This window comes from Inquilinus sp. Marseille-Q2685, from assembly GCF_916619195.1.
In the GTDB taxonomy this organism is placed as follows: domain Bacteria; phylum Pseudomonadota; class Alphaproteobacteria; order DSM-16000; family Inquilinaceae; genus Inquilinus.
The window spans coordinates 425338-448544 of sequence record NZ_CAKAKL010000001.1; the positions used below are offsets into that span (position 1 = coordinate 425338).

General features: G+C 69.1%; 23 protein-coding genes. 9 read left to right on the forward strand and 14 right to left on the reverse strand.

The window, feature by feature from the left end; all coding sequences use genetic code 11:
- Positions 1-7 precede the first annotated feature (7 nt).
- Positions 8-799, reverse strand: coding sequence for a helix-turn-helix domain-containing protein (locus LG391_RS01975; RefSeq protein ID WP_225765538.1), 792 nt, complete (start codon positions 797-799; stop codon positions 8-10).
- 71 nt (positions 800-870) lie between these two features.
- Between LG391_RS01975 and LG391_RS01980 the strand changes: the two genes are divergently transcribed.
- A complete protein-coding gene (locus LG391_RS01980; protein ID WP_225765540.1) occupies positions 871-1791 on the forward strand; it encodes a DMT family transporter in 921 nt (306 codons plus the stop codon).
- A gap of 5 nt (positions 1792-1796) precedes the next feature.
- Here the strand turns inward: LG391_RS01980 and LG391_RS01985 are convergent, their stop codons facing one another.
- A complete protein-coding gene (locus tag LG391_RS01985) occupies positions 1797-4277 on the reverse strand; it encodes a hypothetical protein (RefSeq protein ID WP_225765542.1) in 2481 nt (826 codons plus the stop codon).
- 259 nt (positions 4278-4536) lie between these two features.
- Entirely contained in the window at positions 4537-5400 is an 864-nt protein-coding gene (locus LG391_RS01990) for a hypothetical protein (RefSeq protein ID WP_225765544.1), read from the reverse strand.
- Between the two features lie 158 nt (positions 5401-5558).
- On the opposite strand from LG391_RS01990, the gene mazG reads away from it, so the two are divergent.
- The gene (gene mazG / locus LG391_RS01995; protein WP_225765546.1) at positions 5559-6389 is read left to right on the forward strand and encodes a nucleoside triphosphate pyrophosphohydrolase; all 831 of its coding nucleotides are present in this window, start codon (positions 5559-5561) and stop codon (positions 6387-6389) included.
- A 130-nt stretch (positions 6390-6519) separates the two neighbouring features.
- On the opposite strand, the gene LG391_RS02000 is transcribed toward mazG, so the two are convergent.
- The 9 genes from LG391_RS02000 to LG391_RS02040 all read right to left on the reverse strand — a co-directional run bounded on the left by LG391_RS02000 (position 6520) and on the right by LG391_RS02040 (position 16810).
- Positions 6520-6876, reverse strand: coding sequence for an FKBP-type peptidyl-prolyl cis-trans isomerase (locus tag LG391_RS02000; protein ID WP_225765548.1), 357 nt, complete (start codon positions 6874-6876; stop codon positions 6520-6522).
- Positions 6877-6903: 27 nt separating this feature from the next.
- Positions 6904-7722, reverse strand: coding sequence for an inositol monophosphatase (locus tag LG391_RS02005; protein WP_225765567.1), 819 nt, complete (start codon positions 7720-7722; stop codon positions 6904-6906).
- A 7-nt stretch (positions 7723-7729) separates the two neighbouring features.
- A complete protein-coding gene (hflX, locus tag LG391_RS02010) occupies positions 7730-8989 on the reverse strand; it encodes a GTPase HflX (protein WP_308013023.1) in 1260 nt (419 codons plus the stop codon).
- A gap of 77 nt (positions 8990-9066) precedes the next feature.
- On the reverse strand, positions 9067-9309 hold the full coding sequence (hfq, locus tag LG391_RS02015) for an RNA chaperone Hfq (RefSeq protein ID WP_026870608.1): 243 nt from the start codon (positions 9307-9309) through the stop codon (positions 9067-9069).
- 119 nt (positions 9310-9428) lie between these two features.
- Positions 9429-10283 carry a D-amino-acid transaminase gene (locus LG391_RS02020; RefSeq protein ID WP_225765578.1) on the reverse strand — a complete coding sequence of 285 codons (855 nt, stop codon included), beginning with the start codon at positions 10281-10283 and terminating at the stop codon, positions 9429-9431.
- Between the two features lie 181 nt (positions 10284-10464).
- Positions 10465-11868: a sigma-54 dependent transcriptional regulator gene (locus tag LG391_RS02025; protein ID WP_225765581.1), complete on the reverse strand. Its 1404-nt coding sequence runs from the start codon at positions 11866-11868 to the stop codon at positions 10465-10467.
- Complete coding sequence (locus LG391_RS02030; protein WP_225765583.1) at positions 11858-14185, reverse strand: PAS domain-containing sensor histidine kinase; 2328 nt, start codon at positions 14183-14185, stop codon at positions 11858-11860. Before LG391_RS02030 ends, LG391_RS02025 begins: the two co-directional genes overlap by 11 nt.
- Before the next feature lie 28 nt (positions 14186-14213).
- The gene (gene ntrC, locus LG391_RS02035) at positions 14214-15671 is read right to left on the reverse strand and encodes a nitrogen regulation protein NR(I) (RefSeq protein WP_225765585.1); all 1458 of its coding nucleotides are present in this window, start codon (positions 15669-15671) and stop codon (positions 14214-14216) included.
- Positions 15668-16810, reverse strand: a complete 1143-nt coding sequence (locus LG391_RS02040; protein ID WP_225765587.1) for a nitrogen regulation protein NR(II) — start codon at positions 16808-16810, stop codon at positions 15668-15670. Before LG391_RS02040 ends, ntrC begins: the two co-directional genes overlap by 4 nt.
- 259 nt (positions 16811-17069) lie before the next feature.
- Here LG391_RS02040 and LG391_RS02045 point away from each other — a divergent pair, with 259 nt between their 5' ends.
- The 4 genes from LG391_RS02045 (at position 17070) to LG391_RS02060 (ending at position 20305) form a co-directional block, all read left to right on the forward strand.
- On the forward strand, positions 17070-18065 hold the full coding sequence (locus LG391_RS02045) for an OmpA family protein (protein WP_225765589.1): 996 nt from the start codon (positions 17070-17072) through the stop codon (positions 18063-18065).
- Positions 18066-18153: 88 nt separating this feature from the next.
- Positions 18154-19302 (forward strand): bifunctional 2-C-methyl-D-erythritol 4-phosphate cytidylyltransferase/2-C-methyl-D-erythritol 2,4-cyclodiphosphate synthase, encoded by a 1149-nt coding sequence (locus LG391_RS02050; RefSeq protein WP_225765591.1) that lies wholly within the window; start codon positions 18154-18156, stop codon positions 19300-19302.
- On the forward strand, positions 19302-19790 hold the full coding sequence (locus LG391_RS02055; RefSeq protein WP_225765592.1) for a phosphatidylglycerophosphatase A: 489 nt from the start codon (positions 19302-19304) through the stop codon (positions 19788-19790). The genes LG391_RS02050 and LG391_RS02055 overlap by 1 nt, the downstream gene beginning before the upstream one ends.
- Positions 19787-20305: a CinA family protein gene (locus LG391_RS02060; protein WP_225765603.1), complete on the forward strand. Its 519-nt coding sequence runs from the start codon at positions 19787-19789 to the stop codon at positions 20303-20305. Before LG391_RS02055 ends, LG391_RS02060 begins: the two co-directional genes overlap by 4 nt.
- A 16-nt stretch (positions 20306-20321) precedes the next feature.
- Here LG391_RS02060 and LG391_RS02065 read toward each other — a convergent pair whose 3' ends face one another.
- Positions 20322-20477 (reverse strand): hypothetical protein, encoded by a 156-nt coding sequence (locus tag LG391_RS02065; protein WP_225765605.1) that lies wholly within the window; start codon positions 20475-20477, stop codon positions 20322-20324.
- Positions 20478-20538: 61 nt separating this feature from the next.
- Here LG391_RS02065 and LG391_RS02070 point away from each other — a divergent pair, with 61 nt between their 5' ends.
- The 3 genes from LG391_RS02070 to LG391_RS02080 all read left to right on the forward strand — a co-directional run bounded on the left by LG391_RS02070 (position 20539) and on the right by LG391_RS02080 (position 22771).
- Entirely contained in the window at positions 20539-20688 is a 150-nt protein-coding gene (locus LG391_RS02070) for a hypothetical protein (RefSeq protein ID WP_225765607.1), read from the forward strand.
- An 88-nt stretch (positions 20689-20776) separates the two neighbouring features.
- Complete coding sequence (locus LG391_RS02075) at positions 20777-21100, forward strand: hypothetical protein (protein ID WP_225765609.1); 324 nt, start codon at positions 20777-20779, stop codon at positions 21098-21100.
- 138 nt (positions 21101-21238) lie between these two features.
- On the forward strand, positions 21239-22771 hold the full coding sequence (locus LG391_RS02080; RefSeq protein ID WP_225765611.1) for an alpha/beta fold hydrolase: 1533 nt from the start codon (positions 21239-21241) through the stop codon (positions 22769-22771).
- Here the strand turns inward: LG391_RS02080 and LG391_RS02085 are convergent.
- Complete coding sequence (locus LG391_RS02085; RefSeq protein WP_225765613.1) at positions 22726-23190, reverse strand: type II toxin-antitoxin system RatA family toxin; 465 nt, start codon at positions 23188-23190, stop codon at positions 22726-22728. The two genes, LG391_RS02080 and LG391_RS02085, sit on opposite strands and share 46 nt — an antisense overlap.
- Positions 23191-23207: the final 17 nt, after the last annotated feature.

The window sequence follows — 23207 nt, forward strand, 5'->3', positions numbered from 1 at the left end:
TCCGCCCCTACGCCGCGTCCCGGTCACGGCGGAGGCCATCCTTGCGCATCTGGTCGGGCGTGGTGCCGGTCAGGCGGTGGAACATGGCGATGAAGGCCGAGGCGTTGCCGTAGCCGAGCCAGCGCGCCACCGCGCCGACCGAAGCCCCTTCCTCCAGCCGCGACAGGGCCGCGACCAGCTTCATCCGCTGCCGCCACTCGGCGAAGGACATGCCGAGGTCGCGCTGGCAGTGGCGGGACAGGGTGCGCTCGGTGGTGCCGGTGATCCGCGCCCATTCCGCCAGCGACCGGCGGCCCCCCGGCTCGCGCTGCAGCGCCTCCAGCACAATGCGCAGGGCCGGGTCGTCGGACAGCGGCAGATAGGAGGAATGGCGTGGCGCCAGCCGGATCTGGTCGACCAGCACCTGCGCCAGCCGCAGGTCGGCGTCGGTCTTCGGCACCTTCACGCCCCGGGCGTCGACATCGGCCAGGATCGCCTTGATCAGCGGGCTGAGCGCCAGGGTGCAGGGCTCGGCCGGCAGATCCACGCAGAGCTCGCGCCGGACATAGACCGAGACGTAGCGCACCGCGTCGCGGTTGTGGCAGGCGTGCACCACGTCGGGCGGTGTCCAGATCGCGTAATGCGGCGGCGACAGGTAGCGCACGCCGCCGACCGTCGCCACCATCAGGCCGCGCACGGCGTAGTTCAGCTTGCCCCAGGGCAAGGACGCCTCCGGCCACACCATGCCGGCCGGATAGTCCTCGGTGCGGAACGACAGCGGGTCGGGCGGTTCGCCACGCAATGCAGGGATGCGGGCCATGTCCTGTCCTCTCGATCGCCTGTCCGATCATCGTTATATATCTTGAACCGGCCAAGCGCTACCGTTGCGCCATGTCCGCATCCGACACCCCCTTGCGCTGGTTCGCCCTGCCGGTCGTCACCGTGGCGATCTGGTCCGGCAACGTCGTCGTCACCAAGCTGGCGGCGACCACGGTCCACCCGAGCGTCATCGCCTTCGAACGCTGGGCCCTGGCCCTGCTGCTGCTGACGCCCTTCCTGATCCGGCCGGTGTGGCGGCTGCGGCGGGAGATCCGGCCGCATCTGGCGAAGCTGGCGGTGCTGGGGCTGCTCGGCATGGCCGCCTATCAGGGGCTGGCCTATTACGCGGCGGAGACGACATCCGCCACCAAGATGGGCTTCGTCGTGTCGCTGGTGCCGCTGCTGACCATGGCGCTGTCGAGCCTGCTGCTGGCCGAGGCGCCGACGCTGGGCATGGTGGGCGGCGGCGCCCTGTCCCTGGTCGGCCTGACGCTGCTGCTGGGCCAGGGCGACCCGCTGGCGCCGTTCAGCGGCGGGCTGGCGCCGGGCGACGGGATGATGCTGATCGCCTGCATCACCTATTCCGGCTACGGCGTGCTGCTGCGGCGCTGGCCGATGCCGCTGCCGGCCTGGCCGTCGCTGTACCTGCAGATCGCATTCGCCACGCTGTTCCTGCTGCCGGGCTGGCTGCTGGCGCCGGCGGCGCCGCACAGCGCCACGGCGGTCGCGCTGATCCTCTATGCCGGGATCCCGACCTCGATCCTGGCGCCATTCCTGTGGATGGAGGCGATCCGCCTGCTCGGCCCCAGCCGCACCAGCCTGTTCATCAACCTGTCGCCGGTGATGACCGCGGCGATCGCGGTGGCGGTGCTGGGCGAGAGCCTGCACCCGTACCACCTGGCCGGCGGCGCCCTGGTGCTGCTGGGCGTCGTCCTGGCCCAGCGCTTCGGCCGCCGCCCGGCGCAAGTGCCGGCCGCAGAAGCCGCCGAGTGAAGCGGCTATCCCTGCCGCGCAGCGTATTCCCCGATCCCGACGAAGGGAAAATAGGCGACGAAGGTCGCGGCGAAGAAGGCGCCCGCCGAGATGAGAGTCGAAGCCGCCACGGTCTGGTTCCTGGTCAACTCGGAGACGACGTTTCCGAATATGAGAAGGATATACGTGAAGGCCTGACGTGCGTGCGCGGCATCGGTCCCCTGGCGACGGATCTCGCCGAGGGTGTGTCTGAGCTTGAACCCGACCTTGGCCCGGTATCGGGCAATACCCTGCAAACCCTGCCGCGCGTTCGGGTCGCCCGGCATCGGCGGCTCGAGGCCCATCGCGATTCTGTCGAAGTACTGGTTGAAGGCACGATACGAAATCGTCTCCAGGAGCTCGACAGCCGTGTAGGCCGCGACATACTTGGCCACCTCCCCAGCGGCTTCCCGTCCGGCCAGGCCGGCCGCCTGGGCACCGGCACCGCTATGCACCAGCCCGAGAGCGATCAGAACGGTCGTCAGCTGGGAATATGTCGAGTACGCCACGTTGTCGGCGAGAACCGCCGCCATATTCAGCAGCGGGCCGCCGTTACGATTGTCCGTGACCGGGAAGTACATGTTCACCATGTCGCGCAGGCCTATGATCAGCGCTCTGGCCGACGCAGGCCCCTGGGCCGCGATCCCGCCCCCGGCCTGGGCGGCGGCGGCGGTCGCGCCGATCATCAAGAGGGTGTTGGTGGCGACCGAGGCGTACTGCTTTCCTGTCGGTGCCAAACGGTTTTCTGCCGGTCGACTGCTGCTGCTGTCGTAGACCATGCCACCAATCTTCACCGCGATCGGCAGAAAATTCAGCGCGATCAGGATCGGGGCGAGATCCTGCTTCATCTTCTCGCTGCCCGCGCTGATGCCGTAGGCGGCCGCTTCGCGGGTGGTGGCCAATGTGAGCAGCACCGCGAGGTCGCGCAGAACAACTTTCCCGACGTCCCGGATGGCGCTCAACATGCTGGCGCTCGCCACCTGGTCTCCCCCATTCGCGACGACGAGCTGTTGAAACGCCTGCGGCAACGCCCCGACACCATCGTCCCCGGCTGGGTGGGATGTCAGATCGCTCGCAGGGGCCAGACCGATGTCCTCCTGCTGCCCGGTCTGCGGTTGCGTCGTTGGCCTTGAGGGACCTGCCGCGTCGTCCCCGATCGTGTCGCCTCGCAGCGATTCGGGCAATTGTTCGATGGCGCGGAGGAGTGCCGGGCTGTCCAGCCGGCTCGCAATCGCCAAAAGCTCGTCGACTTTTTCTTCAAGTGCGATCTTCTGTTGATCGAGTCCATCGATTTTTTGATCCACCGAATCTATTTTGCTTCTCTCGATTTCAATCTTATTCTCGACATCTGATATTGACAATTGTGTATGTGCGATTTTATTTTTTAATCCTTCAATATTTTCATTTATTGATCTTACATTATCGTCATTTTCCATGATGTCATTTTCGATCTCATTGATCTCGTCATTAATTTTTATCGATCTTTGCAAAGCCAATTTGTATTGGCCATCGACAGACCGAAGTTCGTTTATCGTCGATTTTCCATCGTTCAGAAGGCCGTTCAGAACGCCGATGTCACCGCTCACTTTGCTTTTTTGTCTTTCCAGGTCTTCCAGCCGGGTCTCGATCTGGCCGAGTTCTTCCGTGCCGGCCCTTATTCCCGCATCGACTTCGAAACGCTCGGCCTCGAGGGCTTCGAGCCTTTCCGCAATCGCCGCCGTCTGCCCCTGGTCCTGTGGATCTTCCGGCGTGGCTCGGAGCGTCCCAATCTCCTCCTGCAGGGCTTGGAGCCTTGCGGTCGCCTGTTCTGTCCGCGTCTTGGCCGCTTGCTCTTGCTCCTTCGCCTCGATCGTCCGCCGCTCCAGATCGGCGAGCGACCGGTCGAGAGCGCCACGGTGTCCATCGATCAGGGTGGTCAGGCCTTCCAGGTCCCTCGTCGCGCCGGCTTCGCCCAGCGCGATCCCGAGGGAGGCCAGCGTGTCGCCGACCTGCATCCACCGTTCATCGATTGAATCGTACAATCTCTCGAGCTCGTCTTCTTGGGCGAACAGGGCATCCCGTCGCGCAGAAAGACGATCCATGAGCGAAACCGAGGCCTGTTGCTGATCATCTATATTCGAATATGCCAGCTGCTCTTCGTCCACGAGGCGAAAATATTCGGTGAGTTGGTTGTCCTGTGTCTGCCGGAGCTCTTCCAGCATCTCGAAAAGCGCTTCCTGTTCCTCCGCGCCCTGCCACCGAGCCTGGTTCACGGTGTCCAGTTCGTCCTGGCGGGTGGCGAGCTGATCGTTCGTCCGGGCCCTGGCCGCCTCCACATGATCCCGGGCGTCGCCGGCGGTCTGCAGCCGGCCGATCTCAATCCCCAGCAACTCGGCCAGCCCTCGATTGAGAGCTGCCGCGTCTCCCGACGATTGTCCTTGGCCGGAGCTTTCGCCGCCAATCCTCTGCTGCGCCGACCTGTCTGCCATGCTTCTCTCCCAACGCTGCTCGCAACGAGGATTTGCCTCGAGGATCCCGATGGGAATTCCGCTTTTTGGTATGGACCGATGCGCAGCACGGATGGCCGCCCGGCAGGATCTCGCTCGAAGAGAGGTGTTCCACGCGTCCCGGGGCGGGACGTTCGAGCGGGTCCGGTCGATCAGCGACGAGGCGGTCCGAGGCCCAGGTCCGGCCGCAGCCGCCGCCGGGTGAGGCGGCGCCGCCCGCGGCGGGGCGGCGCCGTCTTCGCTACTTCTTCCAGCCGTGCTCGGTGCCGAACTTGCGCAGGGCGCGCTCGTGCTCGCGGCGCAACTGGGTCAGCTTCCGGGTCAGGTCGCGGCCCAGGATCTTGCCGTAGTCCTGGCCGGTCTTGGACTTGTCCCAGTCGTTCTCGACGAAGCGGGCGTCGACCCGGCCGGAGCGGGAGACCGACACCGGCGCGCCGGTGAAGCTCTGCGCCGCCTTGGTCAGCTCGGCCACGAAGGTGGCGTCGTCGAGGCCGCTATAGGCCTTGCCGGTGGAATCGGCGATGTTGAGGAAGAACAGGTCGCGGCCGAAGGCGGTGTAGCCGCCGCCCAGCCCCTTGTTCACCGATGCTGCATGCTGGAAGAAGGCCTGGGCCTCCTCGCCGCTCGGCGCGTGGTCCTTGAAGGTGACCACGGCGTAGCCGGTGTTGCCCTGCCCTTCCGGCGTGAAGTCGGTGACCAGCACGCTCCACTGGCGGAAGGTGTAGCCGACCGCGGCACCGAACAGGTCGGCGGTCTTCGGGTCGGTCTCGAAGGCCGATTGCAGCGAGGCGTTGGTCTCGAGCTGATAGCCCCCCGGCGTCACCTCGGTCTGCACCTGGTCGGCCGGGATGTTGAGCAGCGCCAGAATCTTCGGCAGTTCGGTGTCGCGCACCTGCTCGGTGAAGGCGGCGCGGTCGGCGTAGGTGGCCTTCTTGTCATCGAGGCCGAGCGGCTTGAAGGTCAGCGCCTCGTACGAGAACAGCTGGGTCGGGCCGACCGGCGCTTCCGGCGCCGGCGCGGGCTTCTGGCCGCAGGCCGCGAGCGCGACGGTCGTCGCCAGGCTGGTCGCGAGCGCGACGGTTCTGAGAGAACGAAGGAACGTCATGATCTGGATTTCCCCTCCGGACCGGAGCGAAGCGCCCCGGCGAGGGAGTATAGGAAGGATCGCTTCCGCCGCAGCCCCCCATTTGTCGGGGAGGAGAGCAATTTGCGACCGTCGCCGCGATGCGATACCAGAGGGGACCGCCCGCCCGGAGACCGATGATGACCGACCGTCCCGACGCCATCGACGCTGGAGATGCCACGCGCCGCCTGATCGAGGTGATGGCGCGGCTGCGCGATCCCGAGACCGGCTGCCCCTGGGACGTGGAGCAGAGCTTCCGTACCATCGCGCCCTACACGATCGAGGAAGCCTATGAGGTGGCCGACGCGATCGAGCGCGACGCCATGGACGAGCTCAGGGATGAGCTCGGCGACCTGCTGTTCCAGGTCGCCTTCCATTCCCGCATGGCGGAGGAGCGCGGCGCCTTCGACTTCGCCGACGTCGCCGCCGGCATCGTCGACAAGATGATCCGCCGCCACCCGCATGTGTTCGGCGACGCGCCGGTCGACGCCGACGGCATGCCGGCGCAGTGGGAGCGGCAGAAGGCGGAGGAGCGCGCCGCCAAGGCCGCGGCCGAGGGCCGGTCGGCCGGGGTGCTGGACGGCATCGCCGGCGGGCTGCCCAGCCTGACCCGGGCGCTGAAGCTGCAGAAGCGGGCGGCGCGGGTCGGCTTCGACTGGACCGACCCGGCCGACATCCTTGACAAGATCGAGGAGGAGGTCGTGGAGATCCGGGCGGAGATCGACGGGAAGGCGCCGAAGGAGCGGATCGAGGACGAGATCGGCGACCTGCTGTTCTGCGCCGTCAACCTGGCCCGGCGCTACGAGGTCGACCCGGATTCCGCCCTGCGCCGGACCAACGCCAAGTTCGAGCGCCGCTTCCGCCACCTGGAGGCGGCCCTCAGGGCCCAGGGCCGCGAGCCGGCCGAGGCCAGCCTGGACGAGATGGAGGCCCTGTGGGTCGCCGCCAAGAAGGCGGAAACGGCGGCCTGAGGCCTCAGACGCCTACTCCCTACCTGTCATGCCCGGGCTTGACCCGGGCATCCAGGAATCCCGATGCCGTTCCGGGTGGCCCCTGGATTGCCGGGTCAAGCCCGGCAATGACAATAAGGGGAAGCGCCGCTCAGACGCCCAGCAACTCGACGTCGAAGATCAGGGTCGCGTTCGGCGGGATCACGCCGCCGGCGCCGCGGGCGCCGTAGCCCAGCGCCGCCGGGATGACCAGGCGGCGCCTGCCGCCGATCTTCATGCCCTGCACGCCCTCGTCCCAGCCGCGGATCACCCGGCCGCCGCCAAGCGGAAAGCGGAACGGCTCGTTGCGGTCCTTGCTGGAATCGAACTTGCGGCCGGCGCTGCCGTCGGCGTTCTGCAGCCAGCCGGTGTAGTGCACGGTCACGGTGACGCCATGCGTCGCCTCGGCGCCGGTGCCGACCTCCAGGTCCTCGATCTCCAGCCCGGAGGCGGTGACGGTGCGGGACATGATGCTTCCTTCTCGGGTTGGTATGGTTCAGGCCGCGGCCGCGATCTCGCCCATGGCGGCGCGGGCGGCACGCCAGCTGGCCTCGTCCGGCGCCACCAGGATCGGGCCCTGGCGCAGCGTCGGACGGTAGCGGGTGCCGTCCAGCACCGCGGCCCAGCCGCCGGCCTCGGCATGCAGCAGCGTGCCGGCGGCGTGGTCCCAGGGGAACAGCTTGCGATAGGCCAGGATGTCGATCCGGCCCTCGGTCGCGTCGATGTAGTCGGCGCCGGCGCAGTTGACATGGATGTGCGAGGCGACGGCGTCGCGCAGCCGCAGCACCGCCGTGGCGTATTCGGGCGGCCGCTTGGCCAGGTTGAAGCCGCCGCGCAGCGTCGCCAGCGGGCCGGGCGGAGACAGCGTCAGGCGCCGCCCGTCGATGAAGGCGCCTTCGCCGCGGACCGCCCAGGCGGTGCGGTTCTGGACCGGCAGATGGATCCAGCCCATCAGCGTCTCGCCCCGCTGCACCAGCGCGACGATGGTGCCGAAGCGCGGCCGGCCGGCGACGAAGTTGGCGGTGCCGTCGACCGGGTCGACGATCCAGACGGGATCCTCGCCGTCCAGCAGGTCCAGCACGGCCGGGTCCTTGGCGTGGGCCTCCTCGCCGAGGACGAGGGAACCGGGCAGCAGGTCGGGCAGCCGCGCGGCCAGGCGAATCTCGCTCTCCTGGTCGGCGATGGTGACGAGGTCGCCGGGCGCCTTCTCCATCACCGCCCCGTCCTCCAGCCGGCCGAAGCGCGGCAGGATCAGCTCCTGCGCCGTCTCCGCGATCAAGGCGGCGACCGTGTCGATGTCGGGCAGGCGGAGCATTCGGACCTCAGTGACGGGTGGCGATGCCGAGCTGGCGGTGCAGCCGCGCGGCGTCGTTGGGGTGGAGGCGGACGCGGACGAAGAGATGGGCGCCGTCGTCGCGCGCCTCCAGCACCTCGCCATGGCGGTGCAGCCAGGCCAAAGTTCGGCCGTCGGCGATGTCGAGCTTGACCGTCATGGTCTCGCGGTCGGCGTTGATCCGGCGGGCGATCAGCTCCATCAGCCCGTCGCAGCCCTCGCCGGTCAGGGCCGAGATCACCGCCGCGTCATGGCCGCGCCGGCGCACGGCGGTGGACAGGGTCTCGCGCTCATGCTCCGGCAGAAGGTCGGCCTTGTTCAGGACCTCGATCACGCGGCCGTCGGAATCGATGTCGATGTCCAGGTCGCGCAGCACCGCCTCGACATCCTCGCGCTGGGCCTCGGTGTCGGGATGGGCGATGTCGCGGACATGCAGGATCAGGTCGGCGGCCTGCACCTCCTCCAGCGTCGCCCGGAAGGCGGCGACCAGATGGGTCGGCAGGTCGGAGATGAAGCCGACGGTGTCGGACAGGATGATCCGCCGCCCCTGCCCCGCCTCGATCGCCCGCATGGTCGGGTCGAGCGTGGCGAACAGCATGTCCTTCGCCAGCACGGTGGCCCGGGTCAGGCGGTTGAACAGGGTCGACTTGCCGGCATTGGTGTAGCCGACCAGCGCCACCACCGGGTACGGCACCCGGGCCCGGGCGTCGCGATGCAGCGACCGGGTGCGGCGGACGTCGTCGAGCTGGCGCTTGATCTGGATGATGCGGTCGTCGATCTGGCGGCGATCCAGCTCGATCTGGGTTTCGCCGGGGCCACCGAGGAAGCCGGCGCCGCCGCGCTGGCGCTCCAGATGGGTCCAGGACCGCACCAGGCGCGAGCGCTGGTAGCTGAGATGCGCCAGCTCGACCTGCAGCTGGCCCTCGCGGGTGCGGGCGCGCTCGCCGAAGATCTCGAGGATCAGGCCGGTGCGGTCGATCACCTTGGCCTTCCAGCGCCTCTCGAGGTTGCGCTGCTGCACCGGGCTGAGGGTGGCATCGACCACCACCAGCCCGGCCTCGGTGGCGGCGACCACCGAGGACAGCTCCTCCAGCGCGCCCTCGCCGATCAGGGTCGAGGGCTGCGGCCGCGACACCCGGACGCAACGGGCCTCGGCGACGTCGAGCGAGATCGCGCGCGACAGCCCGACCGCCTCCTCCAGCGAGGCTTCGGCGGTACGCCCGGCATCGTTGCGGGCACCCGGAAGCACCGGATGAATGACGATGGCGCGCCCCGAGGACGCGCCATCCGCACCGTGATTTGGCCCCGAAGTCTGGCCCAAAGGGATCAGGCCTCTTCCTTCTGCGGCTCGAACAGCTGGATCGGATGCGCCGGCATCACGGTCGAGATCGCATGCTTGTACACCAGCTGCGAATGGGCATCCCGACGGAGCAGGACCGAGAAGTTGTCAAACCAGGTGATGATTCCTTGCAGCTTCACCCCGTTGACGAGGAAGATGGTCACCGGGATCTTGTTCTTCCGGACGTTGTTGAGGAAGACGTCCTGAACGTTTTGCGCCTTTTCTGACATTAGTTGGGATCCTGCTGCTTGATCTTATTGGAGCCCCGAGAGGCCCGAGCCACACGATGTGGCACCGTCCGACAATATGGGAAGCGCCGGCCCGGAGAAAAGAGAGCAATGGCGCATGGTCACGATGCGCCGATGCCGGAGGCGTGGGCGAGATAGGCCTCGAGCAGCCTTCGGCCCAGCGGGCCGGGGGTGCCGTCGCCGACCGTACGGTCGTCGATCCTCAGCACCGGCGTCACGAAACTGGTGGCGCTGCTGACGAAGGCCTCGCGCGCGGCGTGGGCCTCGTCCAGGCTGAACGGCCGCTGTTCGAAGCGCAGCCCCTCCGCCGCCGCGATCTTCAGGATCGACTGGCGGGTGATGCCGTTGAGGATGTCGTGGCTGGCCGGGCGGGTGACCAGCGCGCCGTCGGCGGTCACGATCCAGGCGTTGGACGAGGTGCCTTCGGTGACGAAGCCGTCCTCATCCACCTGCCAGGCCTCGAAGGCGCCGCGCTCCGCCGCCTCCTGCTTGCCCAGCACCTGGGCCAGGAGGCCGACCGTCTTGAGGTCCCGGCGCTTCCAGCGGATGTCGGGGATGGTGACGATGCGGACGCCCGTCCGCGCATTCGCCGCCAGGGTCAGCCGCCGGGTAGTCATCACCAGGGTCGGCCGGGCCGCCGCCGGGAAGCGGAAGTCGCGCGGAGCGGCGCCGCGGGTGACCTGGATGTAGATCAGGCCATCGCGCACGCCGTTGCGCTGCAATAGCTGCCGCATCAACAGCCGCAGCACCCGCCGCTCGCACGGCCAGGCGATGCGCAGCTCGCGCAGCGAATAGTCGAGACGGTCGAGATGGCCGTCCTCGTCGATCAGGCGGCCCTGGCGGACGCACACCACCTCGTAGACGCCGTCGGCGAACTGGAAACCGCGATCCTCGACATGCACCGCCGCCCGGGCATGCGGCACATAGCGCCCGTTGACATAGGCGTCGCGCGCCATCGGTTAGTTTCTCCCCTCGCGCCGAGCGCCTTGGCACGCCCTACCCTCACCGTCATTGCGAGGAGGCGAAGCCGACGAAGCAATCCAGGGGCCGGTGCGCACCGGCCCCTGGATTGCTTCGCTGTGCTCGCAATGACGGTGTCGGAATTCCGAAAGGCCCAACAAGCGAGTCATCCGGATCTCAGTCGACGAGCTTGCGGTCGCCGGCGCCGTGCACGCCCAGGCTCTTCATCTTGCGATGCAGGGCCGAGCGCTCCATGCCGATGAACTCGGCGGTGCGGCTGATGTTGCCGCCGAAGCGGGTGACCTGGGCGATCAGGTACTCGCGCTCGAACAGCTCGCGGGCGTCGCGCAGCGGCAGCCCCATGATCTCGCTGCCGCGGTCGCCGCGCAGCACCGCAGGCGCAATGGCGCCGATCTCCGGCGGCAGCATGTCGGCATGGATCGGCATGCTGTTGTCGCCCGCCGCCATGATCAGCAGCCATTCGATCACGTTGCGCAGTTGCCGGACATTGCCCGGCCAGCTGTAGGCCTGCAGCGCCGCCATCGCGTCCTCGCCGACCTGCCGCGGCATCAGCCCCTGGCTGTCGGCGGCGCGCTGCATGAAATGGCGGGCCAGCAGCGGGATGTCCTCGCGCCGGCTGGCCAGCGGCGGCACCGCGATCGGCACGACGTTGAGCCGGTAGTACAGATCCTCGCGGAACCGGCCCTCGGCGATCTCGCTCGGCAGGTCCTTGTTCGAGGAGGCGATCACCCGGACGTCGACCTCGACCTTGGTGGCGCCGCCGACGCGGACGAAGGTCTGCTCCTGCAGCACCCGGACGATCTTGCCCTGGGTGGCGAGCGGCATGTCCGCCACCTCGTCCAGCAGCAGCGTGCCGCCATGCGCCTGCTCGAAGGTGCCGATCTTGCGGGTGGCGATGGTCCCGTCGACCATGGCCTCGACGCCGAACAGCTCCTCCTCCAGCCGGTCCGGATGCATCGCCGCGCAGTTCAGCGCGATGAACGGGCCCTCGGCGCGCTTGGACAGGGCGTGCAGCTGGCGGGCCACGACCTCCTTGCCGACGCCGGCCGGGCCGGTGATCAGCACCCGGCTGCCGGTCGGCGCCACGCGCTCGATCTGCTGGGTCAGCTGGCCGATCACCGGCGACTGGCCGATCAGCTCGACCTCGGTGCCGGCGCGCAGCCGCAGCTCGGCGTTCTCGCGCCTGAGGCGCGCCGCCTCGATGGCACGCTCCACCATCAGCAGCAGCCGGTCCGACTTGAAGGGCTTCTCGATGAAGTCGTAGGCGCCGTGCTTGATCGCCGTGACCGCGGTCTCGATGTTGCCGTGGCCGCTGATCATCAGCACCGGCACGCCCGGATGGTCGCGCCGGATGATGTCGAGCAGCTCCAGCCCGTCGATCGGGCTGCCCTGCAGCCAGACGTCGAGAATCACCAGGCTGGGCTGGCGCGCGGCGAGCTCGTGCTGCGCCTGCGTCGTGTCGCCCGCTTCCCGCGTCGTATAGCCTTCGTCGTCCAGGATGCCCGAGATGAGCATCCGAATATCCGCCTCGTCGTCGACGACGAGAATGTCATGCGCCATGGCCCACCGCGTCCTTGGAGCCCGCAGCCGTCACCCGATCGGTCGATGCATCCGGCTCGTCGCCGGTTGGAACGGCCGGCACGCCCGCCTGTTCCAACGGAAAGACGAGGCTCACCCGGGCCCCACCGCCCGGGCGGTCCTCGAGGACCAGCCGGCCGCCGTGATCCTCCATGATTTTCTTGACGATGGCGAGCCCCAATCCGGTGCCTTTGGTCCGCGTCGTCACATAGGGTTCCGTCAGCCGGTCGCGGTCGACGGTGGGCAGGCCCTTGCCGTTGTCCTCGACCGTGATCCAGGCCTCGCCATCGGCATAGTCCAGCACCATCCGCACCTGCCCCTTCGGCAGCTCGCGGCCCTCGGCGATGCGGCCCTCGATCGCGTCCGCGGCATTCTGCAGCAGGTTGGTGACGGCCTGGGACAGCTGCCGGGAATCGCACGGCACCAGGGGCCGGTCGTCGGGCTGGCTGAAGGCGAAGCCGATCTTCGGATGGGCGTTGCGCTGCAGGAAGATCGCCTGCTGGCAGGTCTCCGACAGGTCGATCGCCTTCATCACCGGCGACGGCATGCGGGCGAAGGCCGAGAACTCGTCGACCATCCGGCCGATGTCGCCGACCTGCCGCACGATCGTCTCGATGCAGGTGATGAAGGTCTGAGGATCATCCGATATCTGCTTGAGATATTTGCGCTTCAGCCGTTCCGCCGAGAGCTGGATCGGAGTCAGCGGGTTCTTGATCTCATGCGCGATCCGGCGGGCCACATCGGCCCAGGCCGCCTTGCGCTGGGCCGACAGCAGCTCGGTGACGTCGTCGAAGGTGACGACGAAGCCCTGGATCTCGCCGTCGAGGCGCTCCGCGGCGATGCGGGCCAGGAGCGTGCGCAGCTCGCCGTGCCGGCGGATCTTCACCTGGCCCTCGACCCCCCGGCCCTGCCGGCTGCGGGCGCTCTCCAGCAGCTCCTTCATCCCCGGCACCGCCGATTCCAGCGGCTGGCCGACCAGCTCGTCGACCGTGCGGCCGAGCAGGTCGGTGGCCGAACGGTTCGGCAGATGGACCCGGCCGTCATGGTCGAGGCCGAGCACGCCGGCCGAGACGCCGGACAGCACCGTCTCGGTGAACTGGCGGCGCTGGTCGAGCTGGCGGTTGGCCTCGATCAGCTCGCGCCGCTGGCTTTCCAGCTGATTGGTCATGCGGTTGAAGGACCGGGCCAGGCTGCCCAGCTCATCGGTGCTGTCGCTGCCCTGGACCCGGATCGACAGGTCGCCCGCCCGCACCCGCTCCGACGCCATGATCAGCTCGCGCAGCGGCCGCACCAGCGTGTCGGCGAAAACCAGGCCGATCCACACCGCCGCCATCAGCAGCAGCACGGCGACGGTAACGTAGATCGCGGTGAAGATCAGCTGCAGCTGCGACCGCCGCCCTTCCAGCGCCCGGTAGTCGGCGACGGCGCCCTTGGTCTGCTCGACATAGGCCAGCGCCTCCGGATCGACCTGCTTGCCGATCAGAAGGAAGGCCTCGAACGGGAAGCCGTTCAGCCGCACCAGGGCACGCACCCGGTCGCCCTGGCTGTCGACGATCAGCTCGACCGGGCCGTACCCGGCATCGCCGGAGGTCGCCCGCTCGAAATGCTCCTGGCCGACCATCTCCAACTTCAGTCCCTTGGCGAAGGCCGATTCCGCGACGACCTGGCCCTTGCGGTCGATGATCCGGATGTCCGGGATGCCGTAGGTCGAGGTCATGCTGCTGAGGATGCCGACCAGGGCGGACCGGTTGCCAGAGATGAACTCGGGATACTGCGCATAGGCGCGCTCGACCGTGTAGGCGATGCTCTGCGCGGCGTAGCGGATGCTCTTCTGGTTCTCCTCGAGATAGACCTGGGCGACCGAGAGCGATTCGTTGACCGCGGTCGAGACCCGCTCGGAGAACCAGGTCTGCACGCCGATGTTGAAGATCACGGCGGAGAAGATGGCGACCAGGATGGCCGGCGCCACCGCCACCACGGCAAACAGCGCCACCAGCCGGACATGCAGGCGCGACCCGGCCGAGCCGCGGCGCCGCGCGGCCCAGATCCCGACCAGCCGCCGCGCCACGATCGCGCCGAGCATCAGGAGGATGGTCAGGTCGAGCACCAGCAGCAGCGACACCCGGTCGGCGTCCTTGCCGAACAGCGAGTTGCTGCTGAGCGCGGTGTATGTCGCGATGCCGGAGGCGACGGCGGCGAAGATCAGCACCACCGCCAGCTTGTTCTCAAGCCCGATCCGGGCCGCCCATTGGTACAGCTGCCGCCAGAGGGAGGAAGGGCTCGCGGCGTTGGTGGTCATCGGGAACGGTTCTGCAGCAGTTGAGGCCTTAACTTAGGCCACGGACCACCGGGATGTCTAATTCGCGGATCTTCTTGCGCAGCGTGTTGCGGTTGAGACCCAGCAGCTCGGCCGCCCGGATCTGATTGCCGCGGGTCGCCGCCAAGCTCAGCGTGATCAGCGGACGCTCGACTTCGCGCAGCACCCGGTCGTACAGGCCGCTGGCCGGCAGGCTGCCTCCATGGGCGGCGAAATAGTCGCGCAGATGGCGCTCGACCGCGGCGGAGAGCCCCTCGCCCGCCGGCGGCTCGCCCCCCGGCTCGACGATCCCGGCCTGCGGCAGGGCATCGCTCAGCTCGGCCTCGACCACGTCGATGCCGATCGTCTCCTGCGAGTACAGCGCGCAGAGGCGCCGGGCCAGGTTCTCCAGCTCACGGACATTGCCGGGCCAGCGGTGCCGCGTCAGCCGCTCCATCGCCCGCTTGTCCAGCGCCTTCTCGCTCATGCCCTCGGCGGCAGCGCGGCGCATGAAATGGCTGACCAGGGCCGGGATGTCCTCCGACCGCTCGCGCAGCGGCGGCAGCCGGATCGGCACGACGTTGAGACGGTAGAACAGGTCCTCGCGGAACAGCCCCTGCCGCACCATGGTGCGCAGGTCGCGATGGGTGGCGGCGATGATGCGGACATCGGCCCGGATCGGGGTGCGGCCGCCGACCGTGGTGTATTCGCCCTCCTGCAGCACCCGCAGCAGCCGGGTCTGCGCCTCCATCGGCATGTCGCCGATCTCGTCCAGGAACAGCGTGCCGCCCTGGGCCTGCTCGAACCGGCCGGTGGAGCGCGACAGCGCGCCGGTGAAGGCGCCCTTCTCGTGGCCGAACAGCTCGGATTCGATCAGGTCGCGCGGGATCGCCGCCATGTTGATGGCGACGAAGGGTCCGGTGCGGCGGCGGCCGTAATCGTGCAGCGCCCGCGCCACCAGCTCCTTGCCGGTGCCGCTCTCGCCCGTGATCATCACGGTCAGGTCGGTCGCCATCAGCCGGGCCATCACCCGGTAGATCTCCTGCATCGCCGGCGACCGGCCGATCAGGGGCATCGCCTCCTCGCCGTCCTCGGCGCCCGGCGCTTCCGCCTCCTCCTGGCGCGGCAGGGTCAGGCCGCGCTCCACCACCCCGACCAGCTCCTTCAGGTCGAACGGCTTGGGCAGGTACTCGAAGGCGCCGCGCTCGGTCGCCTTGACCGCGGTCAACAGGGTGTTCTGCGCGCTCATGACGATGACGCGCAGGTCGGGCCGCAGCTTCTTGATCCGCGGCAGCAGGTCGAGGCCGTTCTCGTCCGGCATCATCACGTCGGTGATGATCAGGTCGCCGACGCCGTCCTGGACCCATTTGTACAGGGTCGAGGCGGTGCCGGTGCTGCGCACCTCGTGGCCGAGCCGAGACAGGGCCTGGGTCAGCACCATGCGGATGGCGCGATCGTCATCCGCGACCAGAATGGTCCCGCTGGTCATGCTTCGCTTCCGTTGTCTTCGCTGTCGCCGTTCGGCGCCGGTTCGGCGTGGATCGGCAGGGAAATCTTGAACACGGTACGGCGCGGCTCGCTCTCGAAGCCGATCAGCCCGCCATGGTCGCCGACGATCTTCGCCACCAGCGACAGGCCGAGTCCGGAGCCTTCCGCCTTGGTGGTGACGAAGGGGTCGAACAGGTGGTCTTTCAGATCATCCGGGATGCCCGGGCCGTTGTCCTGGATCGCCACCATCAGCGGCAGGTTCAGGCGCTGGCTGGTGCCCTGCACCGCGATCGCCACGCCGCGCTGATAGGCGGTGGTCAGGATGATCTCGCCGTCCTCCGCCACCGCCTCGACCGCGTTCTTGATCAGGTTCAGGAACACCTGGACCAGCTGATCGAACTGGCCCGGCACCGGCGGCAGCGACGGGTCGTAGCGCTCGATGAAGCGGACATGGCGGCCGAATCCGGTCTGCGCCACCTGGCGCGCCCGCTCCAGCACCTCGTGGATGTTGACCGGCTCGCGGTTCAGCGGGCTGGGGTCGGAGAAGGCATCCATGCGGTCGACCAGCCGGACGATGCGGTCGGTCTCCTCGCAGATCAGCCGGGTCAGCGCCCGGTCGTCGTCGCCGACCGTCTGCTCCAGGAGCTGGGCGGCGCCGCGGATGCCGGAGAGCGGATTCTTGATCTCATGCGCCAGCATCGCCGCCATCGCGGTCATCGACCGGGCGGCGTGGCGGCGGTTCAACTGGGTGTCGATCCGCCGCGCCACCGATTCCTCGAACAGGCTGACCACGGCGAGATCCGGCGGCTCGACCAGCGGCGCGACGGTCACGGAGACGGTGCGCCGGCCGATCCGCGGGCTTTCCAGCAGCATGCCGTAATCGGCGACGCTGCGGTCCTGCTGGATCGCCTGGTCGATCAGGGTGAAGAGCGGGCTGTCGCCCGGCACGAAGCCGGTCAGGTCCTGGCCCAGCAGGGCGGAGTCGCTGGCGTCGAGCAGCTGCTGCGCGGCCAGGTTGACGAAGCGGATCACCCGGTCGCGGCCGACCGCCAGCACCGCCACCGGCAGCGAGGCCAGAAGCGCGAAGGGGTCCGGTTGCGGCGCGGCCGCGGCGGCGGGGATCGGTTTCAGGTTCGGCATCGGCGGCAAAGGGTCTGACAAATGCCAGATCAGCCCATCGCCTAAATTTTGTCCAATGAAAGTTTTGCCTAACCTATGAGCAGAAATGGCATCCATCCCCCTATTCTGAGGGGGAAGAAGTTCCTTGCGGGCAGCGCTACATGAGAGCCGGCCACAGCTCAGGCCGAACACGGGGACGTTCTCTGCCAGGGAGACGGCCGTGGCTGGAGCAAGACAGCGCCGCGCCTCCGGGCCGGCGACGAGGATGGAGCAGAATCCTATGAACTCGGTGATCGGGACGATCGGTCGCATCGCCGCACTGGCGTTGGCGCTGGCCGCCGTGGTGACGGCGCCGGCGGTGGCCGCCGACATCAAGGGGGCGAAGGACTATCCCGGGATCAAGCGCTTCGACGGCGCATCGATCGTGGTCTACAGCGCCCAGAAATTCACCCATTACACCCTGCCGCTCGGCCCCGCCGACGACGCCGACGACGACAACAAGCCGGTCTTCGCCGCCTCGAAGCAGGCCAGCGGCGCGCTGACCCGCCTCAGCTATACGGTCCCGGCCGGCATCTCGTCCGACGATGTGTTCGAGAACTACGAGAACGAGCTGGCGGCCAAGGGCTACCAAATCCTGTTCAAGGCCGATGGCGGAGCCATCGGCAAGCGCCAGGACGCCATCTTCAGCGGGATCGGGACCCAGCTGTTCGACTACAGCCCGGAGGCGGCGCATCTCCTGACCGCCGAGCTGGCCAAGGACGGCGCCACGGTCGACGTCGTCCTCTACGTCACCGAGTACGAGGACGGCTACACCCCGGGCATCGAGGTCGAGAAAGGCCAGGTCATCGTCCAGCTCGACGTCATCGAATCCGGCACGCTGCAGGACAAGATGGTGACGGTGTCGGCGGCCGAGATCGAAAAGGGCCTGACGGCGCAGGGTCACATCGCCCTCTACGGCATCACCTTCGACTTCGCCAAGGCCGATCTGAAGCCGGACTCCAAGCCGGCGCTGGACCAGGTGGCGCAGTTCCTGAAGGACGACCCTGCGGCGAAGATCCATGTCGTCGGCCACACCGACAATGTCGGCGGCCTGGAGACCAACATGGCGCTGTCGCGCGCCCGCGCCGCGGCCGTGGTGGCGGCGCTGGTCAAGCAATACGGCGTGTCCGCCGGCCGGCTGAACCCGGCGGGCGTCGGCCCGCTGGCGCCGGTGGCGCCGAACGACAGCGACGACGGCCGGGCCAGGAACCGCCGGGTCGAGCTGATCCCGCAATAGCCGCGAGCCGCCGCGGCGCCTTCCGCTTGTCTCTCCCCGGGCGCCGCCCTATCGTGCGGCGCCTTTCGTCCAGGAGACCGAGCGGATCATGCCACGCCACGCCGCCGTCATCGTCGCCGCCGGAACCGGCGAGCGGTTCGGCGGCTCCCTGCCCAAGCAGTACCGCCCGCTGGCCGGCAGCACCGTGCTGCGCCGGTCGGTCGAGGCGTTCCGCGCCACCGGCCGGTTCGACGACATCGTCGTGGTGATCCGCGACGAGCACCGGCCGCTCTACGACGCCGCGACCGAGGACCTCGGCCTGCCCGAGCCGGTGACCGGCGGCGCCACCCGGCAGGACAGCGTCCGCGCGGCGCTGGAGTGGCTGGAGACCCGCGCCCCCGACCGGGTGCTGGTGCATGACGCGGCGCGGCCGCTGGTCGACCGCGCCACCATCGACCGGGTGCTGGATGCGCTGGACGACGCCGAGGCGGCGATCGCCGCGGTGCCGGTGGTGGACACGATCAAGCGGGCGGACGCCGGCATCGCCGCCGGCACGGTCGACCGCAGCGGCCTGTGGCAGGCGCAGACCCCGCAGGGCTTCCGTTTTCCGGCCTTGCTCGCCGCCCACCGCGCCGCCGCCGGCGAGGCGCTGACCGACGACGCCGCGGTGGCGGAGCGCCAGGGCATCGCGGTGCGCCTGGTCGAAGGCCATGTCGACAACTTCAAGATCACCACGGAGGCGGATCTGACCCGCGCGGAACGACTGCTCGGCGGCGCTGCCGACATCCGGACCGGCACCGGCTTCGACGTGCATCGCCTGATCCCGGGCGACGCCGTCATCCTGTGCGGCATCCGCATCCCCCACGGATTCAAGCTGGAGGGCCATTCCGACGCCGATGTCGGGCTGCACGCCCTGACCGACGCGCTGCTGGGGGCCATCGGCGCCGGCGACATCGGCCAGCACTTCCCGCCCTCGGACGAGCGCTGGCGCGGCGCCGATTCCGCCGCCTTCCTGGCCCATGCCGCCGAGCTGGTGCGGGCTCGCGGCACCATCCTCAACGTCGACGTGACGCTGCTGTGCGAACGGCCGAAGGTCGGCCCGCACCGCGCCGCCATGGTGGTCCGGATCGCCGAGATCCTGCGGATCGACGCCGAGCGGGTCAGCGTCAAGGCGACCACGACCGAGCGGCTCGGCTTCACCGGCCGCGAGGAGGGCATCGCCGCCCAGGCCTCGGCGAGCGTACGGATCGAGCGCTGATGCCGTTCCGGCCGCTCCCGCCCGGCTGTACCTTCTGGCAGCCCACAACGCTGCTGGCGACGATGGGCGGGATCGGGCTGATCCGGGTGGCCTCCGGCACCTGGGGGTCGCTCGCCGCCCTGCCCCTCGCCTGGCTGCTGTGGCGGCTGGGCGGACCGGTGGCGGTGGTGGCCGCCGGCGTCGCCATCGGCCTGGCCGGAGTCTGGGCGGCCGGCGCCGTCTGCCGCGGCGGCGAGGCGGATTCGAGCGCGATCGTGGTCGACGAGGTGGCCGGCCAGCTGCTGGCTCTGGCCCCAGTCGCCGGCGTACTGTGGCTGTACCCCCTCGCCTTCGTGCTGTTCCGGCTGCTCGACATCGCCAAGCCCTGGCCGATCTCCTGGCTGGACCGCGAGCTCGGCGGCGGCTGGGGCGTGATGATGGACGACATCGCCGCCGGGGTGGCCGTCGCCGCGGCCGGCGCGGCGGTCCTGGCGGGAGGCCTGGCATGATCGGCGACGCGGATCTCACCCTGGCCGCGCAGGTGCTGGACGCCTGCCGGGCCCGGGGGCTGACGCTGGCGACGGCGGAGAGCTGCACCGGCGGGCTGGTGGCGGCGGCGCTGACCGCGATCGCCGGCTCCTCCGACGTGGTCGAGCGCGGCTTCGTCACCTATTCCAACGCGGCGAAGGCCGAGCTGCTGGGTGTGCCGACGCGGCTGATCGCCGACAAGGGCGCGGTCAGCGCCGAGGTCGCGGCGGCGATGGCCGGGGGCGCGCTGATCCGCGCCCGGGTCGGCCTCGCCGTCTCCATTACCGGCATCGCCGGGCCGGGCGGCGCCACCCCGGGCAAGCCGGTGGGGCTGGTGCATTTCGGCTTGGCCCGGCAGGGTGCTGGGACGCGCACGGAACGGCGCGTCTTCGCCGGTGACCGGGCCGCGGTCCGGGCCCAGGCGCTGCGGCTGGCGCTGGAGCTGCTGCTGGCCGGCGCGCAAGCTGCAAAAACCGCATCCCCCCACGCCGGCTGACGAATGTTGCGGGCCATCAGCCCCCGGATTGGCCGCTGACCGAGGGCGGTATTCTCGCTTCTGGAATTTGCAGCAATGCTGCCTTTGCTGTATTTTGCAGCATCACAGGAGAGACCGCTGCCATGTCGTCATACTCCACCAGCGACCTGTCGCGCAGGTCAGGCGACATCATCGCCGAAGCCCTCCGGCACCCGGTCACGATCCCCCAGCGGAACAAGCCCCGGCTGGTCCTTATGGCGATCGAGGTTTTTGAGCGCCTGCCCCGCCGGGCGGAAGACCCGCGCAAGGTCTATGTCTCGGGCGAGGAACCCGCCGATGTTCGCGCGGAGCTTCTGGCCGCCTTGGACGACATCATCGACGACCGGCGCGATGGCGACGCCTAGAACCGGTCAGCTCATCTGGTATCCGTACCTTTGGGCCCGGCAGCAGGCAGCCGGCGAGACCGAAGGGCGAAAGGATCGCCCCTGTTGCATGCTGCTGCCGGTACGGAAGGCCGGATCGAAGGAAACCGTTCTCTACCTTCTGGCCGTCAGCACGGTTCCACCGACCGATCGCGACGGTGCGATCGAAGTGCCTGAGATCGAGCGCCGAAGGGGCGGACTTTCGGAATGGAAAGCCCGCTGTTGGGTTTACGTCAACGAGTATAACCGCGACGTGGCCGAGCGCTCGTTCTACCTCGACCCCACCGCCGATCCGATCGGGGCTTTCGGTGCCTCGTTCGTGAACAAGATCGCTGTCGCATTCAGGGCGGCTGTGCTGGCCAAGGCTTCCGCCGCAGTCGATCGTCAGGACTGATCCGGCGGAGCGGTCGGCTCCGGGCCGGATCTCAGGCGCGCAAGCTGCGAAAACCGCATCCCCCCACGCCGGCTGACGCGGGTTGCCGGCCGGCGGGGCGCACCGCATCATGGCCGGCGAGACTCACACGAAAGTAGCGTGCCAGTGCGTCTGAACTCGGCCTCGAGCCTCTGGCCCTTTCTCGCCTTCGGCGCCCTGCTCCTGTTCGCCTTTCCGGCTTCCGCGGCCCCCGGCTTCGAGAGCGCGCGCTGCGTCTTCGCCGTGCCGCGCGGCGAGCGGGCGACCTGCGGCTTCGTCGCCGTGCCGGCGCATCGCGAGGGCGCGCGCGGCCGCAGCATCCGCCTCTATGTCGCGGTGCTGCACAGCCAGGCCCCGTCGCCGCTGCCGGACCCGGTGATCTTCCTTAACGGCGGCCCCGGCGACGCCGCCTTCGGCGACGATGCCGACACCTGGTGGCAGATCAGCCGCCCGATCCGGGAGTCGCGCGACTTCATCGTCTTCGACCAGCGCGGCGTCGGCCAGTCGCGGCCCAGCCTGGACTGCCCGGAGCTGGACCGCATCGCCGAGCGGAACTGGAAGCCGGGGATGGGCCGGGCCGAGGTTCTGGCGCTGGAGCGGCCGGCGGCGCTGCGCTGCCACGACCGCCTGACCCGGTCCGGCATCGACCTGTCGGCCTACACCACAGCCGAGGCCGCGGCCGATGTCGACGACGTCGCCGCCGCGCTGAACTACGAGAGCTACAACCTGATCGGCGTCTCCTACGGCACCCGGGTGGCGCTGGCGGTGATGCGCGACTTCCCCGACCGGGTTCGCAGCGCGGTGCTGGACAGCGTCTATCCGCCGGGGATCTTCGACCTCGACACCCAGCCGGCGCTGATCGCCCGCGTGTTCCGCCGGCTGTTCGGCGAGTGCAGGTCCAGCCCCGATTGCGACAACGCCTATCCGCTGCTGGAAGCGCGCTTCGACGGCATGCTGGCGCAGCTGCGGTCCCAGCCGGAGACGGTGCGCCAGGGCCGGCGCACCGTCCGGGCCGATGACGGGATCGTGCTCGACGCGCTCTACGCCACCTTCTACGATCCCACCGTCCTTCCGGAGCTGCCGGACCTGATCGACAAGGTGGCGCGCGGCGACCTCGCCGCCCTCGCCCCCTGGATCGGCCCGGTGTTCAGCGGCGGGCCGAACCGGTCCGACGGGCTGGCGCTGAGCGTCGCCTGCAGCGAGAGCTGGCCCTTCGCCACCCGCGACGCGCTGGCGGCGTCGGTGGCCGCCTCCGAGCCCTATGGCGACAACGCCGCCTATGCGCTGGAGTGGCAGGTCTGCGATTCCTGGCACGTGCCGCCGATCTCGGCGGTGGATGCGGTGGCGGTGTCGAGCACCACGCCGAGCCTGCTGCTGGCCGGCAGCTTCGACCCGATCACCCCGCCCGAATACGCCTATATCGCGGCGCGGACCCTGACCAATGGCCGGGTGGTGGAGTTCCGGGCCGGCAGCCATTCGATCCTGACCACCGAGAGCTGCGCGCCGGAGCTGGTGGCCCGCTTCATCGAGATGCCGGCGTCGCCGCTGGATTCGTTGTGCGCCGACCGCACCCTGGCGCCGCGCTTCACCGCGGCCGGGCTGGCGGATCAGCCCTCGGCCGCCGCCGCGGGCACCGAGGCGCGGTCGCCGTAGAGCGCCCGGGCCCGGGCCTCGAAGGCGGCGACCATGCGGCGGAAGGCCTCGTGGAACACCGCGCCGATCAGGGTCTGCAGCACCCGCGAGCGGAACTCGAAATCGACATGGAAGTCGATCTCGCAGCCGGCGGGATGCGGCAGGAAGCGCCAGCAATTGGTCAGCCGCTTCATCGGCCCGTCGACGTAGGAGACGTCGATCTGCCGGCCAGGCGTCAGTGTGACGCGGCTGGTGTAGCGCTCGCGGATCATCTTGAAGCCGATGACGAGGTCGGCCAGCAGCACATTGCCCTCGCGCTTGCGGATGCGCGCGGCGAGGCACCAGGGCAGGAAGCTTGGATAGGCCTCGATATCCGCCACCAGCTCATAGAGCTGCTGCGGGGTGAAGGGCAGGACGCGGCGTTCGGTGTGTGACGGCATGATGGATCCGCGGGACG